We start from the raw sequence: 20,257 nt of genomic DNA, 5'->3' as shown, positions 1-20,257 counted from the left end.
AGTGCCCTTGTGAACAAATAATAATAACAATATTATGTTATCCTAGCGTCCTCTGCGTTTTTAATTCTATTATCAGGGTTATAAATTTCCTTTCCCAAAATCCAAATCTCATAACAAATGTTATCGTTCCACAGCATTCATCCCTCATAATTTTGTATAAAAATTAAAGAATGAAAGCAGCAGTAGTATTTGAAAAAGGAAGTATCCCTCAATATGCAGATTTCCCGGAGCCTGAAGTACAGGAAAATGAAATTTTGGTTTCAGTAAAAGCAGCCTCCATTAAAAACCTTGACAAAGCCAGAGCGGGAGGGAATCACTATTCAACAGAAAATCAGGAGCATGAGCCAACAATTATTGGAACAGATGGGGCAGGATATCTTGAAAACGGAAATAAAGTCTATTTTTTCAGCAAGAAAGGAACCGTATCCGAAAAAGCCGCAGCAGATAAAAAAATGATCATTCCGATTCCTGAAGAACTGGATTTTTCGTTAGCAGCAGCACTACCCAATGCTGTTATGGGATCAGCGATGGCTTTGAAATTCAAGGCAGGGTTGCAACCGGGAAATACGGTCCTGATTAATGGAGCAACAGGAATTACAGGCAGAATTGCTGTTCAGATCGCCAAAATATATGGAGCTGGTAGAGTTATCGTTACCGGTAGAAATGAAAAATCTCTGGAGTCTTTACTTGAGTTGGGCGCTGATGAGGTAATTTCACTCAAACTGGACGATCATGATTTTAAACAAAAAATAAAAGAAGTTCATCAGGAAACACCTATAGATATTATTTTGGATTATATCTGGGGCCATTCCGTAGAAATGATATTGTCCGCCTTTAAGGGATACGGAACTTTTTCCCATAAAACAAAACTGGTAACAATAGGAGGAATGAGCGGAGATACCGTTCAGCTTTCTTCACAGATTCTCAGAGGAACTGATATTCAGATTTCAGGATCGGGATTGGGCAGCTGGACAAAAGAAGAATCTGCACTTCTGTTTTCAGAAATTATTCCGGAAATGTACCAGGCAGCTGTTGAAGGAAAAATTAAAATGGAAACAGAAGAGGTTGATATTAAAAATATCGAAGCCGTGTGGAATGCTGAGATACAAAGCGGAAAACGCCTGGTCATAAGAATTTAACCCCAATTTCCATTTTTTTATCCACAATCCTTTTATCGGTTTTCTTTTTTTACTATTTTTATAATAGAAATTTATGAAATGGAAAATTCAAAAAAAAGTTGCAACTTTGCATAAATATTTGAATATCAGTTTCAGATGTATTATTAACTAACCGTTTGCCGAGGTTTGTAAGCAAATTCAGACATCAGGCCGACAAAGAGGACACTATTGGAAGAGTATTTTGGAAATGAACTTGTAAAAAAGTTCGAGGAAATGATGGAAAACAATGACGAATTCTACTTTGATACAGAAGAGTTGGAAGACATTATTGTTTATTATTTGGAGCTTGGTGATTTTAATTACGCTGATATGGCGGTTAATTATGGACTGAAGCTTCATCCCAATTCATTGGATATCAAGATCAAAAGGCTTGAGATCCTTTTGGAGTGGGAAGAGTATAATATGGCGAAAGAACTTATCAACGAGCTGAAAGGTGCTTCTATGGAGAACACAGACTTTTTGGTTTGTTACGCCAAATATTATTCGAGCTTAGGAAATCCCAGAAAATCCATTGAAATTTGTAAAAAAGCTTTGACATTAGAGGAAGAAGAAAACTTTCTCCACAACTTTATTGCGGATGAATATGTGAATCTCGGAGATCCTTTTAACGCCCTTAAACATTACAGAAAAGCACTGAAAGAAGATCCAACGGACGAATATTCGCTGGAAAACTGTATGGTGTGCTTCAGTGACCTGAATAAGAGCGAGGAGGCTATAGCCTTTCTTAATGAATATTTAGATGAATTCCCTTATTCTGAAACCGCCTGGTTTGAATACGGACAATTCTATTTCAACAGAAAAAATTATGATGAAGCCATAAGAGGCTACGATTATTTGTTGGCAATCAATTCAAGCTCTGTAGGAGTATATGCTAACAAATCAGCCTGTTATGAAGCTATGGGACAATACCAGAAAGCTATCGATACTTATGAAGAAATGCTGGAGCTGGAATACACAAAAGCATTTACTTTTTATAAAATCGGATTGTGCAATAAGGCATTAAAACAACCTATTTTAGCTTTAAATGCATTCCAGAAATCATTGAGAGAAGACCCTCAGTTTTATCTTGCAATGATGGAACAGTCTTATCTTTACGAAGAAATGGGCGGAATGTCTGAAGCATTGCACTATGCTAAAGAAGCTACCCAGCTGAATGAAAACAATCTTGATTACCAAAAAAGATTAGCGTTTCTTTTCATCGACTCAGGGAAGTTTGAAGAAAGCCTTTCATGTCTTAAAAAGCTGGTGGATGCAGAGCCTACAAGGTTCTACAACTGGTATGCCTATTCAGAAGTTTTAATGTTGGTAGGAGAGTACGAAGATGCAGTAACGGTGTTGAATAGTGCCATAAAAAAACATCACAGAGCTGAGCTGTTTTATCAGTTGAGTAATTGTTTTTTCAACCTGAAAGATCAGGATAAAGGAACAGAATCACTTCAGAAAGCATTAGAGCTTGATCCGTCTTTAGCTAAGGATATGCAGAAAAAATATCCTTTCATTAAAGATGAAGTGAAAAAGGTTAAAGCTACTAAAGTGAGGAAAAAGAACTAGATTAATCTAAAAAATAATAGAAAAACCTGCAGAAATGCAGGTTTTTTTATTGATAGTTATATTCGTAGATGAATTTATCAGGAGCACTTGTGAGAGGGTTTCCATTACTGTCAAGAGACTGTCTGTCTTCTACAGACGGATAACCTGCGGTATTAAATGTAGCGGTATATTTATGAGAAGTTGTTCCGGTTCCGGTTCCTACACCAGCTGTAGTATTGGTAAACTGCCCCTTATAGGTGCTTAGGCTGTTCTTTATATTTGAAAACAACATGCTTACGCCATCGCTGCTTTCATTTCCATTGAATATGATTTTATCAAAACCCTTTACGTTTTTAAAAGGATAGTTTTTATCCGTGTAAGTGTAGGTCTCTGTTTCTGTGTAATTAACGGTGTTTCCATTTACGATTCCGGTGCCTGAACCTACATTGCTTACCATATTTCCATTGTTGTAGGTAAATACACTGTTGATTGTAGAAGATCCTGCAACCCCGGAATTTGTTTGTCTTTTTACATTGATTTCTGTATTGTTTGTATAAACATAAGTAAATGCAACCGTGTTCTGTACTGTGCCTGTAGTAGAATATTCTTTAGTAACTGCTGAAGACATACGACCGTTATTATATCCATATTCAACCGTGCTTTCAAGAACATTGTTTTCGTAATTTTTGATTCCGGTAACATACTCATCGGTATAAGTGAATTCAATTCTTTGCCCATGATTAATGTTGTTAATCATACTGATGATTTTAGTACCGTTGTAATTGATTTTCATTACAATACCATCCTTGATCATTTTTGTAGGAAGAATTACACTTTGATTGGAGGGATCACTGTTGTCAAAAGGAGTGTCATCGTCAGAAGAACACGAAAGTGTTAATAAAGCTATTGAGCCACAAAGTAGAAGTTTTTTCATAGTTATAAGTTAAATCGGTCAAATATAATTTAATTTATAATATGATTTATCTTTTTTGATTTGTTCTTAAAAATATAAGCCCTCCAATGATGATTCCGGCCCCTATAAATTGTAAATAAGTCAGTTTTTCACCATCTAAAATTCCCCAGATAATAGCCACAATTGGCATTATTAAAGTAACCGTGGAAGCAAAAAGGGGAGAAGAAACTTTCAGCAAACGATAATTCATTGTCATCGCAAGACCCGTTCCGAAGATAGATAAGAGACCGACAAACATAAGTCCCAGGAGATTATCTTTCGAAAAACTGAATTCGGAAAAGAATCCGGTGGAGGTCAGTGCTATAATGGATGGAAATAGTAAGACAAATGAGAATACAAAAGCTGATAAAACAGTGGAAGAAACCTCCATAAGCTTTGATTTGACAGTTGTTGTACTTATGGCGTAACATAAAGTAGCCAATAATAACAATAGGATTGGAATCATTTTCAATTCTCCGCTGTCACCCCCTCCAAATGCAAGGATGCAAACCCCGGTAAAACTTATTAAAGTCCCTATAATCTGCTTTTTTGTTGTTTCGAATTTCCAGACCAAAGCCCCTACAATAATGACGAAAATAGGCATCATAGAGTTGATGATTCCCGCAATACTGCTGCTCACTTCGGTTTCTGCTATTGGAAACAAAAACATAGGAATAAAATTCCCTGTAAAAGCAGCCAGAATTAACCATTTTAAATGCTTTTTTGGGAAAAGCTTGTAATTGGAAATCGCAATCGGAAGTAAAATAATCCCCGCAATAAGAACCCTTAAAGATCCTACCTGATAAGGATTAAAATGCTCGAGAGATTTTTTGATCAAAATAAAGGAAGATCCCCAGATAATACTCAGGATAACCAGAAGAACCCATTTTTCTTTATCCGCGTTCATTATTTTCGTGTAAGATTTTTAGAAATTCTTTTTTAGGAATCATTTTAGCACCCAGGCTTTCAAGATGCTCTGTATGGGATTGACAATCAATTAATTCAATATTGTTTCTGTTACTCTCTACAAAATGAATAAATCCTGCTTTGGAAGCATTGCTTACTTTAGCAAACATGCTTTCTCCACAAAAAACACTGCCAATCTGCAATCCGTAAAAGCCACCCACAAGCTCTTCATCCTGCCACACTTCAATACTTTTAGCAAGACCATATTCATGAAGCTGGATAAAAGAATACATCAATTCATCAGAAAGCCATGTCCCGGACTGCCCTTTTCGGGTTGTCTTTTGACAATTCCTGATTACTTCCCTGAAATTTTTGTTCTCTGAAAAAGTAAAAACGTTTCTGTTTAATATCTTTCTCATTGATTTTGAAACTTTCAATTCTGCCGGGTCAAGTACAAACCTTGGATCCGGACACCACCATAGAATTTCTTCTCCGGGATTGTACCAGGGGAAGATACCAAGTTGATAAGCAAACCAGATACGCTCTACAGACAAGTCGCCTCCAAAAGCAACCACTCCTTCATGACCGTCATACAGCTCAGGGTCAGGAAATGAAATCTCGTTTTCGTCTAATCGAACCATGCTTAGAAAAAAAATCCCACTTCAAAAAGCAGGATTTATATTTGATCTTATTTTCTTTAATTAAAAAGGTAAATCATCATCATCGTCTCCCGCAAACGGATTTTCGTTTGAAACTGGAGTTGCAGATTGCTGAGACATTGCCTGAGTAGGTTCTGAAGCATTTTCAGAAACTTTCTCTACTCTCCACCCTGTAATAGAGTTGAAGTATTTAGTTTCACCTTGAGGAGAAACCCATTCTCTACCTCTGATGTTGATTCCTACCTTTACGTTTTCTCCTTCTTTAAGGTTATCTAATAAACTGATTTTATCAGATAAAAATTCTATGTTTATAGGCTGTGGATACTGTTCTTGAGTTAAAATAACCATTTCTCTTTTTTGAAACCCGCTCGCAAATGTTTGAGCATCAAAAAGTTTCTTTACCGTTCCTTGTAATTCCATATCGTAAATATTAACGATGTAAAAGTAAGAAAATGAAATGTAATAAAAGGTGCCGTGAAAAAAAAATGTAGAAATTTTAATTTTTTTTCTTGAAAAGTTTGGTGGTAAAGGAAATTGCCCTATATTTGCACTCACAAAAACGAAGCAAGCTCTTTAAAACTTACAATATAAAAAAACCAGCGGATGTGGTGTAATTGGTAGCCACGCCAGACTTAGGATCTGGTGCCGTGAGGCGTGGGGGTTCGAGTCCCTTCATCCGCACTATGCGAAAATAGCTCAGCTGGTAGAGCACAACCTTGCCAAGGTTGGGGTCGCGGGTTCGAATCCCGTTTTTCGCTCCACACCATGCCCTGGTGGTGGAACTGGTAGACACGCAGGACTTAAAATCCTGTGTCCGCAAGGACGTACGGGTTCAAGTCCCGTCTGGGGTACAAGACCCTCTGTAATATCTTACGGAGGGTTTTTTGTTTTAATAGAGAGCGTTCTTTAAATAAAAATCTTATATTTGTAAGAAATATAGCTGAAATCTGTAAAAACAGATTGGCAAATCAGCGGATGTGGTGTAATTGGTAGCCACGCCAGACTTAGGATCTGGTGCCGTGAGGCGTGGGGGTTCGAGTCCCTTCATCCGCACTATGCGAAAAGACTCTTCAGAGTCATTCAAAAGGTTGGAACGCTAGTTCGAATCTTTTTTTTTGCCCACACCATGCCCTGGTGGTGGAACTGGTAGACACGCAGGACTTAAAATCCTGTGTCCGCAAGGACGTACGGGTTCAAGTCCCGTCTGGGGTACAAGTCCCTCTGTAATCTGATTACGGAGGGATTTTTTATGTCTGGTAAGCACAACTTGTCATATTTTATATATTAATAAGATGCCTTTAACGGTTGTTTCCAGCTTTAAATACTTGTTAATGCCAAGACGAAGATGGGTTTGATTACAAATAATTTTAAATAATTAAAAAATTGAGGCTGCTTTTGGTACATTTGTTTCAGAAATAAAACAACCATGAAATTATTGAATACCGTTTTAGCAGTTACGATGATAACTGCTTCTCATCAATTATTCTCACAGACAACCAACGAGAAAAAAGCCCGGGAAATTATTGAAAAAGCCATTCAGGCAGAAGGAGGAAAAAAGCTTTTAAGCAGCATAAAAACACTTTATTCCAAATCAGAAACGGTAATGGACGGCCGTAAGGTAAACTGGATCACAAAAGAAATGGTGCCTAACAAAGGAAGTTTTGAGATTGAATATCAGGGAAGGATCGTATACAGATCCTGGTTTGATGGGAAAACAGGATATGAGTTGGTTAATGGTGAGAGAAAACTGGCTGATCCTGATGAATTCAAAGATAAAGCTGACAGGAAATATATCATCAATGAATTAGCCTACATAGATCCTAAACTGTACAAAATTGAACTTATTGATGAGAATCCTGATAAGATATATTATAAAATAAAAGCGACCTATGTAACAGGAAAGGTGACTTATCTGTATTATGATGTGAAATCATTCTTTCTAAGCAAAGAAGAAACTGTTGAAAATGGAGAAAAGAATACGTTTTCAACGGTTTTACAAAGTGATTACAAGAAGTTCGGTGATCTTTGGTATGCCACTCAATCTACTTTTGTTTCTGAAAGTGGAAATCAGGGAGCCAACCTCGTGGAATTGTATTATAATAAGGGTATTGAAGAAAACGATTTTAAATAAAATATGATAGCTCATAAAAATCCCTATACAATCAAATGCATAGGGATTTTTTATTTCCTGTATGATTGACGGGCTATCCTTTATTTTCCAGCCTTTCCAGTCTTTCAAAGATGCTGTCAAAAATATTCTTTTCAGTAGTAGAAACATATCCTACAACCTTATAGTATTCCTTATTTTTTTTGTTTGTTAATTGATTATCAGTTGAATGTTGAAAATTTCCATTGATGTGAACTAATAGATTATCAATAGAGTCTGTTGTCAGATCAGCTTTATTCAGAAATATAACATCTCCGTATTGATATTGTGGTAATAGATGCTTTTCTATAGTAAATTCATAGATCAAATCAACGGATGCTAATATTTTTTGCAGTATTGATGTGTTGAGACTCTTATTTTCCGTTGTTACTTGCGTTTCCTTATCATTCTGATGAGTCAATTCCGGGAAAAGCATGAGCTGATCAGTGCTTGAAATACTTCCCAATTGGTTTGACTGCAGGGTTTCTGTCAGAAATTTATCAAGATTAAGATTAAAATGATTGGCAACTTTCAGTATTGTTTCTATTTTTGGTTCTGCACGTCCTTCCTCATAAGAACTTATTACCCCTCTGTTTAAATCAAACAAGTCTGCAAAGGCCTTTTGGCTTAATCCTTTAACCTGTCGTATTTTCTTAATATTACTTCCAAAGAAGCTCATGTTGTCTAAAATTTTTTGCAAATATAGATAATGCGAATAAATGATTGATAAAAATATTTGCAATTCTGTGCAACTCAACGATAAGCAACCATTTGGTATCACAATATTTCAGAGAATGAATAGAGATTGCATAATTTGTTTTAAGAATACAAACTGCTACAAATGAAGTTCCTTATAATATCAATTTTCTATGCTGTTTGTGGAACTGTTTTTCTTTCGTTATCACAAATTCCTGCGAGTATAAATCTGTACCCAGAATATTGTATAGTTCTGTATCTGTATCCAAACTTAAAGACTCCATAATTTTGTTAAACAAGAAGAGTACTTATGGAAATGATGGTTCAACCTCAGGAGCAGATTCAGTATGCCGAAGCATATATTTCGGACATGCCTGAACTGAAAAAGATTTTCCTGCAAATGAAAGAAGTAAAGAAAGTAGACCCGAATTTCGGACTTCCTTTTATGTTGGCGAAAAAGAAAAATGAGACCGTTGCATTTGCCAGTCTTATTGTGAATGAAAAGGATGAAATATCTTTCATAATCTATGATAAAAACAGAATAACAGAATCTGAAAAGAGAAATTTCTTTTCCCGTGCTGAAAGATATTTTAAAAATAATAGTACCCCTAATTTCAGGGATTCAGAACAATTGAATAGCAGTATAAGAAGAATGGTCAGCTGGCTGAATCTTGAATAAAGCCATGATAAAATTGTACATTTACTTAAAACCGTAATGCAATGCCAAAAGATGTTCTGTACCTTAAAATAGCAAACTCTGTCACAGAGCAGATCAAAAGTGAAACCCTGCAGTTTGGAGACAGGCTGCCTTCGCTGAGAAGTGCCCAGAAGTTATATAACGTAAGTCTGAATACCATAAAACAGGCTTATATGGAGCTTGAAAGCAGGTCTCTGGTAGAATCACGTCCTAAATACGGATATTATGTAAGCCAGACTTCCCAGCGGAAACTTGCCCTGCCGTCTGTAGCTCAAATGAAGCATTCGGAAGGAAAAAATACGCCTGAGGATCTCTTTGATAAAGTATTCGGGACGATTGCCGGTACTGATGTAACGCAGTTTGCTCTGGGAATTCCCGGGAAAAGCCTTCTTCCGGTAGCCAAGATGAAAAAATGCATGATTGATGTGGTGAAGAGGAAAAGTGACAGCGGAGTCAATTATGAATCGGTACAGGGAAGTGAACAGCTTCGGCGTGAAATAGCAAAATGGGCGATGGTAATGGAAGGGAAAATCACAGAAGATGACCTGGTAATTACATCCGGAGCAATGAATGGAGTATATAATTGTCTGATGGCAGTTACTAAGCCGGGAGATTGCGTAGCGGTGGAAAGCCCGGTTTATTTTGGAATTCTTCAGGCCATTCATTTATTAGGGTTGAAGGCCGTAGAAATTCCTACTCATCCTATTACAGGGGTAGATCTGGATGCTTTAAAAAAAGTGCTTCCAAAGCTGTCTGCGTGTTGTTTTGTGGTAAACTATAACAATCCGCTAGGATTCCAGATGCCTGATGAGAATAAAAAAGAACTGGTAAAAATGCTTACCGAGCAGAATGTTCCGCTGATTGAAGATGATGTCTACGGAAACATCTATTTTGGTGCAGGAAGACCCAAACCCTGTAAATTTTATGATGAAGCAGGAATTGTGATGTGGGTGGGATCTGTTTCCAAAACATTAGCTCCTGGTTTTAGGACGGGATGGGTGGCTCCCGGGAAGTTTAAAGATAAAATTATCCGTCAGAAACTCGTTCAGACGGTTTCCAGTCCGTCATTATTTTCAGATGTAATCTCAGATTTTCTTGCCCACGGACGGTACGACCATCATCTGAGAATGTTCAGGAAGAAACTCTACGCCAATTATCTTCAAATTCAGAAATCAGTGATTGAATATTTTCCGGACAATACCAAAATCTCCGAACCAAAAGGAGGTTTTATGCTGTGGCTGGAACTTGATAAGAGAATCTGTACAGAAGATCTTTATGATGCGGCTGTCAGTCAGAAAGTAAATTTCGCCCCGGGAAGAATGTTTTCACAATATAATCAGTACCAAAACTGTATGCGTCTGAATTATGCATTAGAATGGACAGACAGAGTGGAAAGTGATCTTGAAAAGCTCGGAAAAATGATAAAAAACAGAATTTAATAAACCTTATAGCGATGAATGATAATAATAATGAAGTAAAAATTGTAGCCTATGAACCTCAGTATAAAGGAGCTTTCAAAGCTTTAAATGAAGAGTGGATCAAAACATTCTTTGTGATGGAAGCCAGTGATTATAAGCTGTTGGATAATCCGGAAGAACATATTTTAAATAAAGGAGGGCATATTGTTTTTGCCCTGTTAAATAATGAAGCTGTAGGAACTTGTGCATTGGTGAAAGCGAAAGAGGAACCTCTTACTTTTGAGCTGTCAAAAATGGCGGTAAGTCCTAAAGCTCAGGGTAAAAAAATAGGATATTTACTGGGAGCCACATTAGTAGATCTGGCAAGAGGCCTGAATGCTGAAAAAGTAGTTCTGGAAACAAACTCTGTGCTGGTTCCTGCAATAAAACTTTATGAAAAGCTTGGGTTTAAACATGTACCTATTGTAGCTGCAGGATATGACCGTGTAGATGTGCAGATGGAGCTGGATTTGAAGATATAACAAAAAAAATATTAGAACTCGGATAGGAATATCCTTGTTCTAATATCAAAATTTAAATCTAATTGCTTTACTGTTTTATTTCTTGATGAAAGTCTGGGTCAGTGGTTTTTTACTTCCGTTGATTTTAATAAAATACATTCCTGCCGGAAGATTTCCGATATTTATTTTTTCATCGTAATATTCTCTTGAAGACTGTAAATGTGATGTTGAAACAATCGCTCCTTTACTGTCGATGATTTCTACTTTAATTTCCTTATCCTCAGACTTGTACTGGATTCCGATGAATGTTGAAACAGGATTGGGATATACTTTAAAATCATCAGCGATGACCTTCGTCTCTTTTGATGCCAATACTTCTTTGGAACATGCCGGAATTCTGTTCACGCCGTCAATTCCCCATGGAGACTGAACCGGAATACAAAGCCAGTTCAATACAGTAGGGAAATGATCTGTTTCTCTTGTCGTTGAAGTATAATCATACACCTTAAAGTTATTAACCGTACCGGTATTATAAGTAGGAGAACCTGTTACTGACATATTATTAGCATTTGGACTTGAATCCGTCAATGTATTTCCTGAAGTTCCATTACATTTCCAGTTGGCTAATAATTGAGAATAATAAGGGTGTGAAGCCGTAATATCCTGATTAGCCCAATTCACAATCACATCATTAGGAAGAGCCGATTTCCAGATTCTTACATCTTTATAAGAAGCCGCCAGATTGATTCCATAAGTATTTGTTCCATCCTGATTTAAAGTTAAAGGAAGCCCGGAATCAATATTTCCGATCGTATTCATTTTAGCAAAAGTTACCGGAACACCATCTTCATACAGCGTTACAAGGCCGTCTCTGTCAAAGCTGGCAGCAATATGCTTCCATTTATTGGTTTCCACTTTTCCGCCAACAAGATCTATTCTGCTGGTACCATCACCAATATTCATCTTGAATGTCTGCCCGGAATATCCTGAGAAAACAAATCCTTTATTTTTCCCATTAGCCCAGTTTTTATTACTGATCATTACCGGATCACTGGAATAGGCTGCATTAGGTTTTACCCAAAATTCAATGGTAAAATCCTGATTGGCACCAAAATTAAAAGGCGTTTGGTTAGATGGTTTTGCATAAGTTCCCGCTGGAAAATTCAACTGATTAAATGTTTTATTGGATTCCAGAACGGTTTTGCTGATCTGCTGAGGAGTAAATCCCGGATTAGAATATACTGTAAAAATATTTCTTTCAGAAAGATTTCCACCACCATGAGAGCTGTCTACCGCACCATGATCTGTAGTAAGAACTACGAGCCAGTCTTCATTGTTATAAGAAGGTCTGTTTTTCATCGCTGCAACAATCTCTCCAATGTAAGTATCTGTTGTTTTAATAGAAGATACATATTGAGGAACGGTGGAAGAGAACCCGTAAGAATGTCCTGCGTGGTCTACATCGTCAAAATCTACAAAGAGAATATCAGGATTATCATTCTGCAAAGCAGTTACAGCAGCATTTTTCACTGCAAGATCTGTTGCCAGATTGGTTTTTACATCAGCGTTTTGGATAATTTTATCGTTGATGGGTGCCCAATGAGCGAGAGAAATAGTTCTCAGACCAGGATTGTAAGTTTCAGCTCTTGTTAAAAAGTCAGGATAATTGACGTAGTTCGGGCTTGTAAAATTATTGTCCTGAACATTATGCTTGGTGTGCCATACACCGGTAAGCATCGTACTCCATCCGTTTCCGCTCCAGGTAGTGGCAGCACAAAGCCCGTCGACAGAATATATCGACTGACTGATAAGATTTTGAATGTTGGGAGTAGGAGTAGACATCATTACGTCTGCACGGCAACCGTCAATACCGATAAAAAGTACTTTTTTGGTCTGAGCTCCAAGGAAACAGCTCATTACAACAGCCATTGAGAATAGTTTTGTTTTCATAGGGAAAAGAGTTTTTGAAATATAAAAGTTTACAAATAGTAATTTATTTTTAACTATTGTAAAATTAGTTTACTATTTGTAAATATTTATGAACTGAAAATTAATTAATTGATAATTAAAAAGCTCCAGAAAAAAGTTTTCTAAAATCTTCAATTGATTGTACTAAATGGAGGCTGTTTCAAAAATGTCATTCTGAACGAAATGAAATGTAGTGAAGAATCTAATGTTTCGTAAATCAATAAAATTCTTCCTTCGTCAGAATGACAAAAGCGAAATTATCTGGCTTTTGTGAAAACCTCTGTCAAATTGGAAATTTGACGGGGTGGTAAAAACACAAACGTTTCCAATGATTTGCCTTGAAAACATTTGTGTAAAGAAGTACTAAAAATTAGTTTGAAAAAGATGTGTTTAAAGAAGATCTTCAGCCTCAGAAATTGTATTTAGAATATAATCAGGGGATGCTTTTTTAAGTTCTGATCGGGTCTGAGCTCCGGAAAGAACGGCTACCGTAAGTCCGCAGCCTGCATTTTTGCCCTCTTTAATATCAATAACAGAATCTCCCGCTTTTAAAACCTTATGTGCTTCAGTGATATTGAATTTCTTCATCGCAAGATGAATCATTTCAGGGCTTGGACGGCTTTCCGAAACATCATCCGCAGTAATTAAAGCATCAAAATGAATACTTTCTTTCCAGTTGAGTTTATCCAAAAGCTGATGAGCGATTTCAGATGTATATCCCGTATTCAGAACGATTTTTTTGTTTTGAGACTTCATGCTGAGAAGGAAATCTTCCGTTCCGGTGATGGGTTTTACTTCAAGATTTTTGTAAGACTCTTTAAGCTGATCAGAGAAATTCTCAAAGATTGCGGGAGCGTCCTCTTCATTGCCATTAATTTCTTTTAAAAGACTTGTGATGGCTTCCAGTTTTTCCATTCCGGCACAGCTGGATAATACCTTTTCCAGACTTACCACATAGCCGTAATCATTCACGGCATTGGTAAGTGTTTTGTACACTACATTATCCTCATCAATTGTTGTTCCGGCCATATCCAGAACCAATAATTCTATATTTTTCATTTAAATTTTAAGCGTAAATTTTTTCAATATTAAATTTTGAGAAGCCACCGCTTCCTGTCATTCCTTTTCCTCCAATACCCGTTACAATATGAATATTGGCAGATGGGCTGTGTTCAAAAATATCTTTGGTTTTGCACTGAGAATAAATTCCGAACCATCTTCTCTGAATATCATACGTGGGAAGATCAATGATTTTTTTAGCCTCAAGAATCATGAATTCATCAATCTCCATATTAAGATCATATCCAAGATCATCCGCATTTTTAGCATCGGCATACTCATGAGAATCTCCAATGATGACAGAACCGTCAAGAGCCTGTTTGAATAAAATATGAACTCCGTATTTCTTTTCAAAAGAAATCGGGTCTTCTAAAGCCTTGATTTTCTGGAAAGAAGGACATTCGCTGAATGATTCATATCTCCTGACAGAAAGACCGGTAAGAATATTTCCCTGAAGCGAATAAATCCCCTGCGGTTTGGTCTGAAGCATCTGAAGTTTACTGACTTCCAGATCACTGTCATTGAATACTTTAGGGTATAAAGTCTTAAACTCATGTCCGCCACAGATGATGATTTTAGATGCATTGAATTCCATTCTGTCTGCAGTTACAGCTGTACATTTCTGATCATCTTCATGGGTTTCAAGAACCGTTGTATTGTAGAAAATCTGCAGTCCCATTTTTTCCTGAAGCAGCTTGTGAAGTTTTACAATCATATCTGCAGAATCTACTGAAAGTTCCTGAGGGAAAAACAGACCTCCTTTACAATAATCCGAACGGAGCCCGTCATATTTTTTAACGCAGTCATTTTTTGATAATAAAATAGATTCATAATCATTGTTTCTGTTGATTTCATAAAGCTCTTCAATCAGCTGAAGCTCTTCATCATTGGATGCGATATATACAGATCCGTTTTGTCTGATGGTAAGATCCGCCTGGGTATGAAGTTCATTGTATATGGTGAGACTTTCTCTTCCGAAATTCTGCCATTTCAGATCCATTCCGGACGGTACTACCTGTCCGAAGTTCCTTACAGTGGCTCCCTGAGGAACAGAATTTCTTTCCAGTAAAGCTACTTTAAGATTTTTCTTCAGCGCATGATAAGCATGGAATGTTCCTAAAATTCCACCTCCTACAACGATTAAATCAAATTTTGTTGTCATTGTATTATAATTTATAAAATTTTCGATGTATCGAAATTGATGAATTGATTAGAGTTTGATTTTGGCTTTGATTTATTTCTGAAAGCCAGAAAAGCAATCACCGAAAGAATGAAAACGGTAACGGTGATGATGTAATTTAAGTTGATATAGAAATTTAACCATGAAGTCTGAGCCGAACCAAAATTTTTATACAAAAGAATCAGAACACTTCCCAGATACCCGAATGAATCTACAATATAAATGAGAAAACCTACATTTCCTTTGATTTCAAAAGCGGCAATCATCCGGTCAAAGTAAATTCCGTTAAAAGGAATATAACAGATATACATTCCGAAGCCGGAAATCGTCATCCATAAAAAAGGAGATAAAGAGCCCTGCTGAAAAAGATAAGTAGAAAGCCCTACTGTTAGAATTCCTATGAAAAGTATATAGTGATAGTAGGCAAATGCTTTTTTGTTGTTCTTTACTTTGACCATGAAACTGAAGATCAAAAGGACCATCACCGCAATAGGAATTTCCGTTAAAGTGAAAATGGAACTGTCAAAAGTAAAATGCAGTCCGTCCCAGATCTCACGGTTGAAATTATCTCTGAAATCTCTTAAAACCGTTAAACTGATATATAAAAAGATAATACACATGATGGGAACAAAAAACTGTTGGATCAGTGCTTTTCTTTCCCTGCCGTTCAACGGTTGTCTTTTGTTTTTAAGCAAAATGTCTTCTTCTGAAGGTTGGGGAATTCTTTCAAGAAGCAGCCCGAAAAGAATCAATGGAATAATAAAAATAAGTCCGGCTGAAAACGGCATCCAGAACTCGGAAATGGAGAACGTATCCATTAAAAATTTTCCTGCGGATTTTGTAAATCCTGAAGAAACGACAAAGCTTGAACATAAAAACAGACCGATGATTTCCGTGGTTTTTCTCCCTTCGATGTAAGAGAAAACAATTCCCCAGATCATTCCCAACGGAATCCCGTTGATAAACATAAATATAATATTGTAAGGAGCAGGAACCGCTGCAAATCCTAACAGGGCAAGCTCTGCAATGGCAATAAAAACAAACAGATAAGTAAGTCTTTTTTGTGGTTTCAGCTCAGAAATAAATTTGATCCCGATGAATTTTGAAATAAAATAGCCTACTGCCTGCGCAATAATAATCAGAATCTTATAATCTACTCCGAAATAGGAAAATCCCTCGAAAGAAGCTACAGTAAAAGGTTTTCTGAAGCCGTACATGCAGAAGTAAACACCAAAAGCAGCAAAAGCGGCTTTCAGTGTTACTAATGTTTTTTTATTGATGGTTCTGGCCATGATAATGGTTTAGAAGTTCAGTTTTACTCCAAGATTGAATCGTACTCCGTAATATTCTACCTGTTCAGGGCGGTCTTCATTTTTACCGAAGTGATAGATCAGAGGTTTGTTCAGAATATTGTTTACATCTGCATATAAAGTCAGATATTTTGTAAACTGATAAGACCCTCCGAAATCAAGATTGCTGTATTTACCATAATAAGAATCGTTGATATCTTCCTCAGCATATTCTACAGCATACTTTCCTTTATAGTTGTAAGCCAGCCTTGCATTGAATCCTTTTTTCTCAAAGAAAAGCTGTGCGTTGTATAATTCTTTTGCCTGATAGGGCAGTGCTACCGTTCTTCCGCTTGGCTTCTCCATTTCAGAGGTCATGAATGTAGCATTCAGCTGTACTCCGAAGTATTGTAAAAACCCTGGAAGGAAGTCGAATCTTTTGTTAATTCCAAGTTCAATACCTCCAAGCCATGCTGCTTTTCCATTATTAGGTGCTGTAAATTGTACACCCGTAATTCCGTTATAATTTCCGATAAAAGAATCCTGAAAAATAGGATCTGTAATCGATTTATAGAAAACGCCGCCACTCAGAATCCCTACGTTGGAGAAATAATATTCTCCCATCAAATCAAAATTCAAAGAATAGGTAGGATTAAGATTTGGGTTTCCTCCTTTAAACTCATTGTCTGCTTCAATATAAGTTCCTCCAGGGGTGAGATCTCCAAAGTTCGGTCTTGAGAAAGTTCTAGTCGCAGCAAAACGAAGGTTGGTTTTATCATTTAATGTATATTTCAAGTGAATCATCGGAAGAATAGCCAGATAGTTTTTGGTGTTTTCTACTGGAGTCAGTACATCATCATTTACGCTGTATCCTCTTACTTTGGTATTGGTATTTGATAATCTGATTCCTCCTAAAATGATGATCTTATCATTCAGTTTATAGGTTGCCATCCCGTAAGCGTCTGCATGTTTTTCAAAGACATCAAAATTTCTTCCTAATGCTTTATTGTACTGCAGTGCTTCGGAATCAGCCGTATTAATCTTTAGATTCCCTTGATTCTGATACCAGAACTGGTTCATTCCTGTTGTAGAAAGTACGGGTCCAAAAGTATTGCCGATATGAGCATTCATTTCACTTAAATATTTCGGTCCATTGGGCTGTGTTGTGATATATTGTGAATACTCAGACAGAAGTGGGGCAGTACCATTGTTCCAGTTGTAGAAAATATCAGAGAACTTTGCATTACGTTCTTTATCTCTGTATTTAAAACCATATTTTAAGGTCAGTTTATCAGATGCATTAATTTCGTGGTTGAATGCTGCTACGATTTTGTCTTTTTCCTCTACAAAAACTTTATAGAACTCAAGATCTGTAAATCTCATCTGGGAAGCATCCATCTTAAAATTCGGATCACTGTAGAAACTAAACAGAGCATCCGGATTTTTATAATCTAATTTTCCGCCATCGGCTTTCCAGTAGGCTCTGGGACCATTTCCATGATTGGAAATGTAATCTGGATTGATCCCTACACCAGATTGGGTATACTTGATGACATAATAGGAATTGTTCTGTTTATCAGGAATGTTTCCATACTTGAATTTGTTGTCGTAGTAAGATAAGTCCCAGTCGATTTTTCCTTTATTTAAATTATGAACGGCTCCCAAAGAGACAGAAGTAAGCTCTGTAATTAATAAATTGTGGATATTCTGAAGCTCTACTCTCGCTGTATTGTTGGCGCTGCTGAATTTATCAAATCGGATTCTATGTTTGTAGTGGGTTTCATCATCCGATAATGTACCATACATTCCTTTTAAATAGAAAGTAGTTTTTGGAGACAATACATATTCAAAAGCCGTATTGATCCCTGTTGTTTTTCTTACTCCGTTATAATCACGAAGTTCCAGTCTGAAAACACCTTCGTCACCACTTCTCCTCGCTTCAAAGTTATCTGTAGACCAGTTTCTGATGAAATGGGCAAAGTTGAATAAATACCCGAATTTTTTATCTTTCGTTCTTCCTCCATATAAAAATCCAAGGTTGTAAACTCCTTTATCAGCTTTAGCATTATATCCACTTCCAATAGTTGCTTTGAATTCTGTTTTCATTGGCGGAGTCTTGGTGATAAAATTGACACCACCACCAATTCCGTCTGCTTCCATGTCTGGGGTAAAAGACTTGTTTACATGTACATACGAGATCAGTTCCGTAGGAAAAAAGTCGAATGCTGTTGCTCTTGATGTTGTTTCCTCCTCAGCGGTAGGAAGTCTGTTTCCATTGATGGTTGTAGAAGCCCAGAATGGCGGAAGTCCTCTCAGAGAAACAAATCTTCCTTCGCCCTGGTCTCTTTCAATAGAAACTCCCTGTACACGCTGTACGGTCTCTGCCGCATTTCTGTCCGGTAGCTTTCCGATTCCGTCAGAGGCAATGACATTGGTAATATTGATTGCATTTTTCTGAAGATTCAACGCTCTTGCTTCCGTATTTTTCAGCGTTCTGGTAACGACTACTTCATCAATGTTTTTTCGGGGCTGGGAAAGTTTGATGATTCCCAAATCAACCGTTTGTTCTGGCTTCAGATCTACATTGATGTCTGTAGATTCATATCCGATGTAGCTGATTTGTAGCGTGTACTGACCTTCTTTGATATCATTGATGGTAAATTTTCCTTCAATATCAGTCGCTATATTTTTAGATAAGCCTTTTATTTTGACTGTGGCCCCGGGGAGAGGCTGGCTGTCGTCCAGAACAGTTCCTATAATTAACTGTTTCTGTGCTGAAACAAAGACAATGAAACAGACAAAAACAAGGGTAAGTAATTTCTCTAAATTTGCTTTCATTTTTACATATATTAAATTTTTTATGCAAATCAAGCTAATAATTTTAATATATATAAATATTCTGTATTAAGTATTGTTTAACAAATAGACACTGTTTATTACGACTATTTTACTTTGGAAACCATTGAAATTGATCTTTTAAAATAGAATAAAACAGAGATAGAGTTTGTTCACACAACGTTTTTTATAAATATTGCTTTATAGTTATTCAATGGGAAATTGATCTAAAATAGGGGTGTTTTGGTTCATATTTCGTTCATTTTGGGAGAAAGTAGAAAATCAAAAATTGCATATTTGTAAACTTTTGTTTTGTCTGGAAATCAAAAATTGAAGAAGAATGAGTAAAATGATTATTATTTTAAACGCAAAGTTTAATGATTCTAACAGTATATTTATAAGGATGCAAAGGTTGCGACTTTGTCGCTGATGAAGCGTTCTTGTGATGCGTGTACTCATAAAGAATCAATGAGATTGATTCTACTCTAGAATTGTCATTCTGAATGCAATGCAATGAAGAATTTTATACTATTGAATGTAAATAGGATTCTTCCTTCGTCAGAATGACAAAGTCAAATAAAAAACTTTGCGTTAAAAAAAATGCGATTAAGCAGTATAAAAATAAAGGACAAGCATCACACAGCTTTCATCGCTGATGCTTACCGGAACGTGAGGAAACTTACCATTGAAATATAGAGAATCACCTTCTTTTAAAATGATTTCTTCATTATCAATCACGTATTTCACTTCTCCCTTCAGGATATATTTGAATTCCCAGGCATCGGTAATAACTTTTTCCCTTTTTGAATTGGGTTCAAGGGTAAGGAGTGCCGCTTCAAATCCCAAAGAATGAAGACTTTTGCTGAAGATATGCATATACTTGAATCCTTCAGCTTCTACCTCTTTTTCTATTACCTGCTGGCTTTCTTTCGGAACATAGATGAATTTTGCATTGGATTTTTTCTCAACCCCTTCAAAAAAGTAGCTGGCATCAATCTCAAGAGACTGAATCAGATCCAATAAGACAGGAAGTGAAGGAATCGTCCTTCCGTTTTCAATTCTGGAAACAAGACCGTTACTCACATTCGCTTTGAAAGCCAGATCATTGATGGTTAAATTATTCTTTTTTCTAATATCCTTTAATCTCTTGCCGATACCTATTAAAAAGTCGTTCATACTCTATGTAATTTAACCTGAATTATTTTTTCATCATTCTATTAAAAGCAAAGGTAATATTATTATAT

General features: G+C 36.5%; 17 protein-coding genes and 5 tRNA genes. 11 read left to right on the top strand and 11 right to left on the bottom strand.

Going from position 1 to position 20,257, the window contains the following annotated elements; translation table 11 throughout:
- Window positions 1-170: 170 nt before the first annotated feature.
- The gene (locus tag CHRYMOREF3P_RS13700; protein WP_180564847.1) at window positions 171-1,139 is read left to right on the top strand and encodes a zinc-binding alcohol dehydrogenase family protein; all 969 of its coding nucleotides are present in this window, start codon (window positions 171-173) and stop codon (window positions 1,137-1,139) included.
- Window positions 1,140-1,346: 207 nt separating this feature from the next.
- Complete coding sequence (locus CHRYMOREF3P_RS13695) at window positions 1,347-2,729, top strand: tetratricopeptide repeat protein (RefSeq protein ID WP_077413188.1); 1,383 nt, start codon at window positions 1,347-1,349, stop codon at window positions 2,727-2,729.
- A gap of 46 nt (window positions 2,730-2,775) precedes the next feature.
- On the opposite strand, the gene CHRYMOREF3P_RS13690 is transcribed toward CHRYMOREF3P_RS13695, so the two are convergent.
- Genes CHRYMOREF3P_RS13690 through CHRYMOREF3P_RS13675 form a run of 4 tightly spaced genes read right to left on the bottom strand, consistent with a single transcriptional unit; the run spans window position 2,776 to window position 5,645 of the window.
- Window positions 2,776-3,642 carry a hypothetical protein gene (locus CHRYMOREF3P_RS13690; protein ID WP_180564846.1) on the bottom strand — a complete coding sequence of 289 codons (867 nt, stop codon included), beginning with the start codon at window positions 3,640-3,642 and terminating at the stop codon, window positions 2,776-2,778.
- 46 nt (window positions 3,643-3,688) lie between these two features.
- Window positions 3,689-4,567 carry a DMT family transporter gene (locus CHRYMOREF3P_RS13685; RefSeq protein WP_077413186.1) on the bottom strand — a complete coding sequence of 293 codons (879 nt, stop codon included), beginning with the start codon at window positions 4,565-4,567 and terminating at the stop codon, window positions 3,689-3,691.
- Window positions 4,554-5,207, bottom strand: a complete 654-nt coding sequence (gene aat / locus CHRYMOREF3P_RS13680) for a leucyl/phenylalanyl-tRNA--protein transferase (protein ID WP_180564845.1) — start codon at window positions 5,205-5,207, stop codon at window positions 4,554-4,556. The genes CHRYMOREF3P_RS13685 and aat overlap by 14 nt, the downstream gene beginning before the upstream one ends.
- Before the next feature lie 60 nt (window positions 5,208-5,267).
- Window positions 5,268-5,645: a DUF3127 domain-containing protein gene (locus CHRYMOREF3P_RS13675; protein ID WP_047380715.1), complete on the bottom strand. Its 378-nt coding sequence runs from the start codon at window positions 5,643-5,645 to the stop codon at window positions 5,268-5,270.
- 179 nt (window positions 5,646-5,824) lie between these two features.
- On the opposite strand from CHRYMOREF3P_RS13675, the gene CHRYMOREF3P_RS13670 reads away from it, so the two are divergent.
- The 6 genes from CHRYMOREF3P_RS13670 (at window position 5,825) to CHRYMOREF3P_RS13645 (ending at window position 7,356) form a co-directional block, all read left to right on the top strand.
- Window positions 5,825-5,906 (top strand) — tRNA-Leu (locus CHRYMOREF3P_RS13670).
- A gap of 4 nt (window positions 5,907-5,910) precedes the next feature.
- Window positions 5,911-5,986 (top strand) — tRNA-Gly (locus CHRYMOREF3P_RS13665).
- A gap of 6 nt (window positions 5,987-5,992) precedes the next feature.
- Window positions 5,993-6,076 (top strand) — tRNA-Leu (locus tag CHRYMOREF3P_RS13660).
- 120 nt (window positions 6,077-6,196) lie between these two features.
- Window positions 6,197-6,278 (top strand) — tRNA-Leu (locus tag CHRYMOREF3P_RS13655).
- A 75-nt stretch (window positions 6,279-6,353) separates the two neighbouring features.
- A tRNA-Leu gene (locus CHRYMOREF3P_RS13650) sits at window positions 6,354-6,437 on the top strand.
- Window positions 6,438-6,651: 214 nt separating this feature from the next.
- A complete protein-coding gene (locus CHRYMOREF3P_RS13645; RefSeq protein WP_180564844.1) occupies window positions 6,652-7,356 on the top strand; it encodes a hypothetical protein in 705 nt (234 codons plus the stop codon).
- Between the two features lie 73 nt (window positions 7,357-7,429).
- Here the strand turns inward: CHRYMOREF3P_RS13645 and CHRYMOREF3P_RS13640 are convergent, their stop codons facing one another.
- The gene (locus CHRYMOREF3P_RS13640) at window positions 7,430-8,050 is read right to left on the bottom strand and encodes a helix-turn-helix domain-containing protein (RefSeq protein WP_180564843.1); all 621 of its coding nucleotides are present in this window, start codon (window positions 8,048-8,050) and stop codon (window positions 7,430-7,432) included.
- 327 nt (window positions 8,051-8,377) lie between these two features.
- On the opposite strand from CHRYMOREF3P_RS13640, the gene CHRYMOREF3P_RS13635 reads away from it, so the two are divergent.
- Genes CHRYMOREF3P_RS13635 through CHRYMOREF3P_RS13625 form a run of 3 tightly spaced genes read left to right on the top strand, consistent with a single transcriptional unit; the run spans window position 8,378 to window position 10,703 of the window.
- Window positions 8,378-8,746: a hypothetical protein gene (locus CHRYMOREF3P_RS13635; protein WP_180564842.1), complete on the top strand. Its 369-nt coding sequence runs from the start codon at window positions 8,378-8,380 to the stop codon at window positions 8,744-8,746.
- 41 nt (window positions 8,747-8,787) lie between these two features.
- Window positions 8,788-10,203 carry a PLP-dependent aminotransferase family protein gene (locus tag CHRYMOREF3P_RS13630; RefSeq protein ID WP_077413181.1) on the top strand — a complete coding sequence of 472 codons (1,416 nt, stop codon included), beginning with the start codon at window positions 8,788-8,790 and terminating at the stop codon, window positions 10,201-10,203.
- Window positions 10,204-10,217: 14 nt separating this feature from the next.
- Window positions 10,218-10,703: a GNAT family N-acetyltransferase gene (locus tag CHRYMOREF3P_RS13625; protein ID WP_077413180.1), complete on the top strand. Its 486-nt coding sequence runs from the start codon at window positions 10,218-10,220 to the stop codon at window positions 10,701-10,703.
- Window positions 10,704-10,778: 75 nt separating this feature from the next.
- Here CHRYMOREF3P_RS13625 and CHRYMOREF3P_RS13620 read toward each other — a convergent pair whose 3' ends face one another.
- From CHRYMOREF3P_RS13620 to CHRYMOREF3P_RS13595, 6 genes are all read right to left on the bottom strand, one after another.
- Entirely contained in the window at window positions 10,779-12,632 is a 1,854-nt protein-coding gene (locus tag CHRYMOREF3P_RS13620) for an alkaline phosphatase family protein (protein WP_180564841.1), read from the bottom strand.
- A gap of 408 nt (window positions 12,633-13,040) precedes the next feature.
- Window positions 13,041-13,709, bottom strand: coding sequence for an HAD-IA family hydrolase (locus CHRYMOREF3P_RS13615; protein ID WP_077413178.1), 669 nt, complete (start codon window positions 13,707-13,709; stop codon window positions 13,041-13,043).
- A 7-nt stretch (window positions 13,710-13,716) separates the two neighbouring features.
- Complete coding sequence (locus CHRYMOREF3P_RS13610) at window positions 13,717-14,871, bottom strand: TIGR03364 family FAD-dependent oxidoreductase (RefSeq protein ID WP_077413177.1); 1,155 nt, start codon at window positions 14,869-14,871, stop codon at window positions 13,717-13,719.
- Window positions 14,872-14,882: 11 nt separating this feature from the next.
- Complete coding sequence (locus CHRYMOREF3P_RS13605; RefSeq protein WP_180564840.1) at window positions 14,883-16,181, bottom strand: DUF5690 family protein; 1,299 nt, start codon at window positions 16,179-16,181, stop codon at window positions 14,883-14,885.
- 9 nt (window positions 16,182-16,190) lie between these two features.
- Window positions 16,191-19,016, bottom strand: a complete 2,826-nt coding sequence (locus CHRYMOREF3P_RS13600) for a TonB-dependent receptor (protein ID WP_180564839.1) — start codon at window positions 19,014-19,016, stop codon at window positions 16,191-16,193.
- Between the two features lie 603 nt (window positions 19,017-19,619).
- Complete coding sequence (locus CHRYMOREF3P_RS13595; protein ID WP_077413174.1) at window positions 19,620-20,189, bottom strand: helix-turn-helix domain-containing protein; 570 nt, start codon at window positions 20,187-20,189, stop codon at window positions 19,620-19,622.
- Between the last annotated feature and the right edge of the window lie 68 nt (window positions 20,190-20,257).

The sequence above is a fragment of the Chryseobacterium sp. JV274 genome, assembly GCF_903969135.1.
In the GTDB taxonomy this organism is placed as follows: Bacteria; Bacteroidota; Bacteroidia; order Flavobacteriales; family Weeksellaceae; genus Chryseobacterium.
The sequence above is the reverse complement of the archived record's forward strand: the minus strand, read 5'-3'. Positions and strand labels throughout refer to the sequence as shown.

What these genes read in the sequence shown, in the direction of transcription:
- CHRYMOREF3P_RS13700 (WP_180564847.1), top strand. Translation starts at nt 171, where the DNA reads ATGAAAGCAGCAGTAGTATTTGAAAAAGGAAGTATCCCTCAATATGCA.
- CHRYMOREF3P_RS13690 (WP_180564846.1), bottom strand. Translation starts at nt 3,642, where the DNA reads ATGAAAAAACTTCTACTTTGTGGCTCAATAGCTTTATTAACACTTTCG.
- CHRYMOREF3P_RS13685 (WP_077413186.1), bottom strand. Translation starts at nt 4,567, where the DNA reads ATGAACGCGGATAAAGAAAAATGGGTTCTTCTGGTTATCCTGAGTATT.
- aat (WP_180564845.1), bottom strand. Translation starts at nt 5,207, where the DNA reads ATGGTTCGATTAGACGAAAACGAGATTTCATTTCCTGACCCTGAGCTG.
- CHRYMOREF3P_RS13675 (WP_047380715.1), bottom strand. Translation starts at nt 5,645, where the DNA reads ATGGAATTACAAGGAACGGTAAAGAAACTTTTTGATGCTCAAACATTT.
- CHRYMOREF3P_RS13645 (WP_180564844.1), top strand. Translation starts at nt 6,652, where the DNA reads ATGAAATTATTGAATACCGTTTTAGCAGTTACGATGATAACTGCTTCT.
- CHRYMOREF3P_RS13640 (WP_180564843.1), bottom strand. Translation starts at nt 8,050, where the DNA reads ATGAGCTTCTTTGGAAGTAATATTAAGAAAATACGACAGGTTAAAGGA.
- CHRYMOREF3P_RS13635 (WP_180564842.1), top strand. Translation starts at nt 8,378, where the DNA reads ATGGAAATGATGGTTCAACCTCAGGAGCAGATTCAGTATGCCGAAGCA.
- CHRYMOREF3P_RS13630 (WP_077413181.1), top strand. Translation starts at nt 8,788, where the DNA reads ATGCCAAAAGATGTTCTGTACCTTAAAATAGCAAACTCTGTCACAGAG.
- CHRYMOREF3P_RS13625 (WP_077413180.1), top strand. Translation starts at nt 10,218, where the DNA reads ATGAATGATAATAATAATGAAGTAAAAATTGTAGCCTATGAACCTCAG.
- CHRYMOREF3P_RS13620 (WP_180564841.1), bottom strand. Translation starts at nt 12,632, where the DNA reads ATGAAAACAAAACTATTCTCAATGGCTGTTGTAATGAGCTGTTTCCTT.
- CHRYMOREF3P_RS13615 (WP_077413178.1), bottom strand. Translation starts at nt 13,709, where the DNA reads ATGAAAAATATAGAATTATTGGTTCTGGATATGGCCGGAACAACAATT.
- CHRYMOREF3P_RS13610 (WP_077413177.1), bottom strand. Translation starts at nt 14,871, where the DNA reads ATGACAACAAAATTTGATTTAATCGTTGTAGGAGGTGGAATTTTAGGA.
- CHRYMOREF3P_RS13605 (WP_180564840.1), bottom strand. Translation starts at nt 16,181, where the DNA reads ATGGCCAGAACCATCAATAAAAAAACATTAGTAACACTGAAAGCCGCT.
- CHRYMOREF3P_RS13600 (WP_180564839.1), bottom strand. Translation starts at nt 19,016, where the DNA reads ATGAAAGCAAATTTAGAGAAATTACTTACCCTTGTTTTTGTCTGTTTC.
- CHRYMOREF3P_RS13595 (WP_077413174.1), bottom strand. Translation starts at nt 20,189, where the DNA reads ATGAACGACTTTTTAATAGGTATCGGCAAGAGATTAAAGGATATTAGA.